We start from the raw sequence: 6,956 nt of genomic DNA, 5'->3' as shown, positions 1-6,956 counted from the left end.
CAGCTGCATCGCTCACTAAATCTGCCTAGCGAATGACCAGCTCGGATTTATCCAGTGCCAGTTGAGCAAAGGTTCGGAGCTGATTATTCACTTCTGATTTTGCCCAAAGGAAGGCAATCCATAGCGAAAGAATGATGGGAAAGAGAACTAAAAAGATAATGCCCGGCAACGCCAGTAATTGGTGTCGTGCACGATGACTCATTGCTATCAATTTCCTGCCTGTTTATACCCGGCCATTGCAAGGTGAAAACCCTGGGTACCGACGTCTTTAGATAAATCTTACGGTATAAATAGCACTTTTGCCTGATTTGAAATTGATACCTTTCTAATCGTCACCTGGATGAAAATAATTCATTGATATTCAAAATTAATTTCCTACAGGAATGCAGAGGCGGCGGGAAGATATGCCCTTAATGCCACTGAAAAACCACATAATCTGTACAGCAATAAAAGTCACGGCCTAATATGGCTAACAAACAATCAATTGTGATATAGTTCACAAAATTAATGAAACAAACAGAGTGTTTCATTTTTGTGTTCTGCAAGCCCCGCGATAGCCAGAGTGTACCACGCCTCCCGTGAACAACGCCGCGCTGTCCAGGGCATCGGCTCTTTTCAGAGGAATTGTTTGATGGCTACCCTCACCACTGGCGTGGTTCTTCTTCGCTGGCAACTTCTTAGTGCCGTAATGATGTTTCTGGCCAGCACACTCAACATCCGTTTTCGTCGGTCTGATTATGTCGGGCTTGCGGTGATCAGCAGCGGTCTGGGCGTTGTTTCCGCCTGTTGGTTCGCAATGGGGTTGCTTGGCATCACAATGGCGGACATCACCGCTATCTGGCACAACATCGAGTCGGTGATGATAGAAGAGATGAATCAGACACCGCCACAATGGCCAATGATTTTGACCTGATACGTAGAAGCCTCCATAACGGAGGCTTCTTTTTTATGGCTGGCAGATGCTTTAATCATCCACCTTAAAACAATATAACCTATTGTTTTAATGACAAATCAGAACGGAATGTCATCATCAAAGTCCATCGGCGGCTCGTTAGACGGCGCTGCCGGAGCGGACTGCTGCGGGCGAGACTGCGCGCCGCCGCTGAACTGATTGCCACCCTGCGGCTGCTGAGGCTGACCCCAACCGCCCTGCGGCTGACCACCACCGATATTGCCACCTGCCGGAGCGCCACCACCCTGACGACCACCCAGCATCTGCATGGTGCCGCCAACGTTCACCACGACTTCTGTGGTGTAGCGATCCTGACCGGATTGATCGGTCCATTTACGGGTACGCAGCTGACCTTCGATATAAACCTGAGAACCTTTACGCAGATATTCGCTCGCCACTTCTGCCAGTTTGCCGAACAGCACAACGCGGTGCCATTCAGTCTGTTCTTTCATCTCGCCGGTCGCTTTATCACGCCAGGATTCGGAAGTAGCCAGCGTAATGTTGGCAACTGCGCCACCATTTGGCATGTAGCGTACTTCCGGGTCCTGACCCAGATTACCAACGAGAATAACCTTGTTTACGCCTCTGCTGGCCATGTTCGTGTCTCCTGAAAAAAATCGTTCTGAATAAGTGTAAACGCGCGATTGTACCATTACCAATAGCGCTTTTACTATGTTGTGACCTCGGTTCCGGGAAACAAACCTGGCCAGACATTGTTACACAACACTCCGGGTAATGCATTCCAATACTGTATATTCATTCAGGTCAATTTGTGTCATAATTAACCGTTTGTGATCGCCGGTAGCACCATGCCACCGGGCAAAAAAGCGTTTAATCCGGGAAAGGTGAATGGATAAGATCGAAGTTCGGGGCGCCCGCACCCATAATCTCAAAAACATCAACCTCGTTATCCCCCGCGACAAGCTCATTGTCGTGACCGGGCTTTCGGGTTCTGGCAAATCCTCGCTCGCTTTCGACACCTTATATGCCGAAGGGCAGCGCCGTTACGTTGAATCCCTTTCCGCCTACGCGCGGCAGTTTCTGTCACTGATGGAAAAGCCGGACGTCGATCATATTGAGGGGCTTTCTCCTGCCATCTCAATTGAGCAGAAATCGACGTCTCATAACCCGCGTTCTACGGTGGGGACAATCACCGAAATCCACGACTATTTGCGTTTGTTGTTCGCCCGCGTCGGCGAACCGCGCTGTCCGGACCACGACGTCCCGCTGGCGGCGCAAACCGTCAGCCAGATGGTGGATAACGTGCTGTCGCAGCCGGAAGGCAAGCGTCTGATGCTGCTCGCGCCAATCATTAAAGAGCGCAAAGGCGAACACACCAAAACGCTGGAGAACCTGGCAAGCCAGGGTTACATCCGTGCTCGTATTGATGGCGAAGTCTGCGATCTTTCCGATCCGCCGAAACTGGAACTGCAAAAGAAACATACCATTGAAGTGGTGGTTGATCGCTTCAAGGTGCGTGACGATCTTACCCAACGTCTTGCGGAGTCGTTTGAAACCGCGCTGGAGCTTTCCGGTGGTACAGCGGTAGTGGCGGATATGGACGACCCGAAAGCGGAAGAGCTGCTGTTCTCCGCCAACTTCGCCTGCCCAATTTGCGGCTACAGTATGCGTGAACTGGAGCCGCGACTGTTTTCGTTTAACAACCCGGCAGGTGCCTGCCCGACCTGTGACGGCCTTGGCGTACAGCAATATTTCGATCCTGACCGCGTGATCCAAAACCCCGAGCTGTCACTGGCTGGCGGTGCGATCCGTGGCTGGGATCGCCGCAACTTCTATTACTTCCAGATGCTGAAATCGCTGGCAGATCACTATAAGTTCGACGTCGAAGCGCCGTGGGGCAGCCTGAGCGCGAACGTGCATAAAGTGGTGTTGTACGGTTCTGGCAAAGAAAACATTGAATTCAAATACATGAACGATCGTGGCGATACCTCCATCCGTCGTCATCCGTTCGAAGGCGTGCTGCACAATATGGAGCGCCGTTATAAAGAGACAGAATCCAGTGCGGTACGTGAAGAATTAGCCAAGTTTATCAGCAATCGCCCATGCGCCAGCTGCGAAGGGACGCGTCTGCGTCGGGAAGCGCGCCACGTTTATGTCGAGAATACGCCGCTGCCTGCTATCTCCGACATGAGCATCGGTCATGCGATGGAATTCTTCAACAATCTCAAACTCGCTGGTCAACGGGCGAAGATTGCGGAAAAAATCCTTAAAGAGATCGGCGATCGTTTGAAATTCCTCGTTAACGTCGGCCTGAATTACCTGACGCTTTCCCGCTCGGCAGAAACGCTTTCCGGCGGTGAAGCCCAGCGTATCCGTCTGGCGAGCCAGATTGGAGCGGGCCTGGTTGGCGTTATGTACGTGCTGGACGAGCCATCTATCGGCCTGCACCAGCGCGATAACGAGCGCCTGTTGGGTACGCTTATCCATCTGCGCGATCTCGGTAATACCGTGATTGTGGTGGAGCACGACGAAGACGCAATTCGCGCCGCTGACCATGTGATCGACATTGGCCCGGGCGCAGGTGTTCACGGCGGTGAAGTGGTCGCAGAAGGTCCGCTGGAAGCGATTATGGCGGTGCCGGAGTCGTTGACCGGGCAGTACATGAGCGGCAAACGCAAGATTGAAGTGCCGAAGAAACGCGTTCCGGCGAATCCGGAAAAAGTGCTGAAGCTGACAGGCGCACGCGGCAACAACCTGAAGGACGTGACGCTGACGCTGCCGGTGGGTCTGTTTACCTGCATCACCGGGGTTTCAGGTTCCGGTAAATCGACGCTGATTAACGACACACTGTTCCCGATTGCCCAACGCCAGTTGAATGGGGCGACCATCGCCGAACCAGCACCGTATCGCGATATTCAGGGGCTGGAGCATTTCGATAAAGTGATCGATATCGACCAAAGCCCAATTGGTCGTACTCCACGTTCTAACCCGGCGACCTATACCGGCGTGTTTACGCCTGTGCGCGAACTGTTTGCGGGCGTACCGGAATCCCGTGCGCGTGGTTATACGCCAGGACGTTTCAGCTTTAACGTCCGTGGCGGGCGCTGCGAAGCCTGTCAGGGCGACGGTGTGATCAAAGTAGAGATGCACTTCCTGCCGGATATCTACGTGCCGTGCGATCAGTGTAAAGGTAAACGCTATAACCGTGAAACGCTGGAAATTAAGTACAAAGGCAAAACCATCCACGAAGTGCTGGATATGACCATCGAAGAGGCGCGTGAGTTCTTTGATGCCGTACCTGCACTGGCGCGTAAGCTGCAAACGTTGATGGACGTTGGCCTGACGTACATTCGCCTGGGGCAGTCCGCAACCACACTTTCTGGTGGTGAAGCCCAGCGCGTGAAGCTGGCGCGTGAGCTGTCAAAACGCGGCACCGGGCAGACGCTGTATATTCTCGACGAGCCGACCACCGGTCTGCACTTCACCGATATTCAGCAACTGCTCGACGTACTGCATAAACTGCGCGATCAGGGCAACACCATTGTGGTGATTGAGCACAATCTCGACGTGATCAAAACCGCTGACTGGATTGTCGACCTGGGACCAGAAGGCGGCAGTGGCGGCGGCGAAATCCTCGTCTCCGGTACGCCAGAAACCGTCGCGGAGTGCGAAGCTTCGCATACGGCACGCTTCCTCAAGCCGATGCTGTAATCGTTAAGGCCGCTTTCTGAGCGGCCTTTTCCTTTCAGAGTTGTACCAGCAATTTACGCTTTTCTTCCGGTAGTAAATTCACTGCCTGCTGATAAGACGCATCCACCAGATAATAGATTTGCGAATCCGGCAGCGAACCGTCGAGATACACGGTGCTCCAGTGCGCTTTATTCAGATGGCGGCTAGGACGCACATCGCTGTGCTGCTGACGTAGCAGCTCCGCCAGCTCCGGGCTGGTTTTCAGCGAAACAGCTGGGCGATTTTCTACTTCTTTCACCATCGCAAACAGTACATCTTCCACTTTGATCTGCGTCGCTTTCCAGTCGTTATGCACGCTCTGTTCTGCGCCTGGTTTTGCCATGCAATATTGTAGCAACTCCGAAATGGTCATTTTTTACTCCCCTTGTAGTGTCGCGATGATGCGACGCGATCCGCCGTGGATGCGATGTTCCCCCAGCCAGATGCCTTGCCAGGTGCCGGTCTGAATACGCCCTTTATGTACCGGCAATACAAGCGATGTTCCCAGCATTGAGGATTTGATATGAGAAGGCATATCGTCTGCTCCCTCATAGTCATGCTCATAATTTCCGTTGTCGGGAACGGTGCGGAGGAAAAAACGCTCCATGTCGTGGCGTACGGTGGGATCGCAGTTCTCATTAAGTGTCAGAGAGGCGGAGGTATGTTGCAGCAACAGATGCAGTAAGCCGATGTTAACGCGCGGCATATCAGCCAGCTGATTCAGAATTTCATCCGTTACCAGATGAAACCCACGAGATTTGGCGCTAAGCGTGAGCGTCTTTTGATACCACATGTGCTGCTCCTTGATAAAACTCTCTTAATCAGTTTGCAGCAAGACAGCGAAAGGATAAAGGTGTGATTAAAAAAACAGCATTCGGGAGAGCGTCACGCTCTCCCGCTCTGTCAGTATTCTGAATTGACGATCACCTCTTCACCAAACGCACCCGCTTGTGGCAAGGGTTTGTAGGTAGAGTTGGAGGCGCGCAGAATGCGGATACCACGAGCGCCGACATCGCGTGCGGCGGTAATATCGTTATCGGAATCGCCATAAAAAATTCGGATATTTTTATCCTGCAGCCATTGCGATTTTGTATTTTGCCCTGGTTTATCGCCCGCAAAGATCACCGGATTCATGTTGGTGACAGGAATATGAAAATTATCCGCCAGCGTTTTTGAAACCGTTTCTGTTTTCGTCGGGCTACGACCAGTCACAAAGAAGATCGCGTCACCGCGGCGTACATGCATATCAATCAGCTGGCGAGCGACCTCTTTTGGAATGCTGAATTCATCCCAGCCATTGTTCATTTTTTCCCAGAACACAGGATTTTTCAGATAATCTTCGCTTTCTGGTGAGAAGGTTTTTTTGCCGCGCCAGAAGCCCGGGCTGGAAAAAAGTACCGTGTCATCGATATCAAACCCCACCGCCATTGGCGGACGCCCTGCGAGGCTATTTTCAATTTGTGCGACCGAAACCCAATGAATTGGTGCCTGTTCAGCAAGCCTGGCAACGTTAGTCCCAGGGTTAAGCGGTGAAGGAGATGAGGCCAGGGCAACAGCGGAACTGTTTAGAGCGAACAATAAGCAAACGGCACTGATTGCCTGTGTGATCTTGCGCATATTTTTCCCTAAATAGTCAGTATGTTGAAACTTTTTATTGTGAGATTTGTTGCAAAAACCATCTGACCATAACGCCAGCTGCCGGGGAAAGGAAGGATTATCTGCGGTTTTTGTGATGAAAAGCAGGATGATTATGTTTAACCCAGTAAATACGTTCCTGTCTTTTTTTGTATAAAAAATGTTTATTACTCGATGTAAGGATACATTAATTTTACGTTTATTATGATGAATCCTCTGCAAATGAGCGAAATTTGATAGAACATTTATCTGCTGTACGATTTAATGAACTTAATGATACAGCATTACAAAAACAATCGAAGTTTATAAAGATGATTCCTGATTGACCAGAACCCTATCCTACAATGGTGACTAATTTTATTACTCCCGATGGAGATGATGATATGAATATATCATATGTGAATAGCAACAAAACGACATCTTTACCTGTTGAGCTAGATGCACTAAATAATAAAGATATCTCTTATGCCAAAGATTTTTCTTATGCTAAAGATTTCTTTTTATACATAGAAACACAGTTAAAAATTGCAAAAGATTTTTGTAGACCTGGAGAAGAAGTATCAAGTTCTATTGCAAGTAAAGTTTTTCACGCATTTATTGATTTAGTTAACAAAATCAGGGGTAAGAAAGACTTTATGTATATTTGCACGCTTTGCTGTTTTGCCGAGGAGGTTAAAGG

7 protein-coding genes and 1 pseudogene are annotated in these 6,956 nt (G+C 50.3%); 3 read left to right on the top strand and 5 right to left on the bottom strand.

From position 1 onward, the window contains the following. Positions 1–28: 28 nt before the first annotated feature. A pseudogene (locus tag E0D98_RS27425) lies at positions 29–202 on the bottom strand (hypothetical protein); the annotation flags it as partial. 429 nt (positions 203–631) lie between these two features. Between E0D98_RS27425 and E0D98_RS20040 the strand changes: the two are divergent. Continuing rightward, positions 632–913: a YjcB family protein gene (locus E0D98_RS20040; RefSeq protein ID WP_001295689.1), complete on the top strand. Its 282-nt coding sequence runs from the start codon at positions 632–634 to the stop codon at positions 911–913. A gap of 98 nt (positions 914–1,011) precedes the next feature. On the opposite strand, the gene ssb1 is transcribed toward E0D98_RS20040, so the two are convergent. Next, positions 1,012–1,548 carry a single-stranded DNA-binding protein SSB1 gene (gene ssb1, locus E0D98_RS20035; protein WP_000168305.1) on the bottom strand — a complete coding sequence of 179 codons (537 nt, stop codon included), beginning with the start codon at positions 1,546–1,548 and terminating at the stop codon, positions 1,012–1,014. Positions 1,549–1,801: 253 nt separating this feature from the next. Between ssb1 and uvrA the strand changes: the two genes are divergently transcribed. Next, entirely contained in the window at positions 1,802–4,624 is a 2,823-nt protein-coding gene (uvrA, locus tag E0D98_RS20030; protein ID WP_131890875.1) for an excinuclease ABC subunit UvrA, read from the top strand. A 34-nt stretch (positions 4,625–4,658) separates the two neighbouring features. On the opposite strand, the gene E0D98_RS20025 is transcribed toward uvrA, so the two are convergent. From E0D98_RS20025 to aphA, 3 genes are all read right to left on the bottom strand, one after another. Then, entirely contained in the window at positions 4,659–5,015 is a 357-nt protein-coding gene (locus tag E0D98_RS20025) for an MmcQ/YjbR family DNA-binding protein (RefSeq protein ID WP_000155657.1), read from the bottom strand. Between the two features lie 3 nt (positions 5,016–5,018). Continuing rightward, positions 5,019–5,435 carry a secondary thiamine-phosphate synthase enzyme YjbQ gene (locus E0D98_RS20020; protein ID WP_000270375.1) on the bottom strand — a complete coding sequence of 139 codons (417 nt, stop codon included), beginning with the start codon at positions 5,433–5,435 and terminating at the stop codon, positions 5,019–5,021. A 110-nt stretch (positions 5,436–5,545) separates the two neighbouring features. Then, positions 5,546–6,259, bottom strand: coding sequence for an acid phosphatase AphA (gene aphA, locus E0D98_RS20015; RefSeq protein WP_001307512.1), 714 nt, complete (start codon positions 6,257–6,259; stop codon positions 5,546–5,548). Positions 6,260–6,660: 401 nt separating this feature from the next. Between aphA and E0D98_RS20010 the strand changes: the two genes are divergently transcribed. Then, a partial coding sequence (locus E0D98_RS20010; protein ID WP_233395675.1) for a hypothetical protein occupies positions 6,661–6,956 on the top strand: 296 nt, incomplete at its 3' end.

This window comes from Escherichia sp. KCJ4928, assembly GCF_004352695.1.
Classification (GTDB): domain Bacteria; phylum Pseudomonadota; class Gammaproteobacteria; order Enterobacterales; family Enterobacteriaceae; genus ECMA0423.
Note: the sequence above shows the minus strand (reverse complement) of the source record. Positions and strands in the feature narration are given on the sequence as shown.

Coding starts and splice junctions, on each gene's coding strand:
- E0D98_RS20040 (WP_001295689.1), top strand. CDS start 632: ATGGCTACCCTCACCACTGGCGTGGTTCTTCTTCGCTGGCAACTTCTT.
- ssb1 (WP_000168305.1), bottom strand. CDS start 1,548: ATGGCCAGCAGAGGCGTAAACAAGGTTATTCTCGTTGGTAATCTGGGT.
- uvrA (WP_131890875.1), top strand. CDS start 1,802: ATGGATAAGATCGAAGTTCGGGGCGCCCGCACCCATAATCTCAAAAAC.
- E0D98_RS20025 (WP_000155657.1), bottom strand. CDS start 5,015: ATGACCATTTCGGAGTTGCTACAATATTGCATGGCAAAACCAGGCGCA.
- E0D98_RS20020 (WP_000270375.1), bottom strand. CDS start 5,435: ATGTGGTATCAAAAGACGCTCACGCTTAGCGCCAAATCTCGTGGGTTT.
- aphA (WP_001307512.1), bottom strand. CDS start 6,259: ATGCGCAAGATCACACAGGCAATCAGTGCCGTTTGCTTATTGTTCGCT.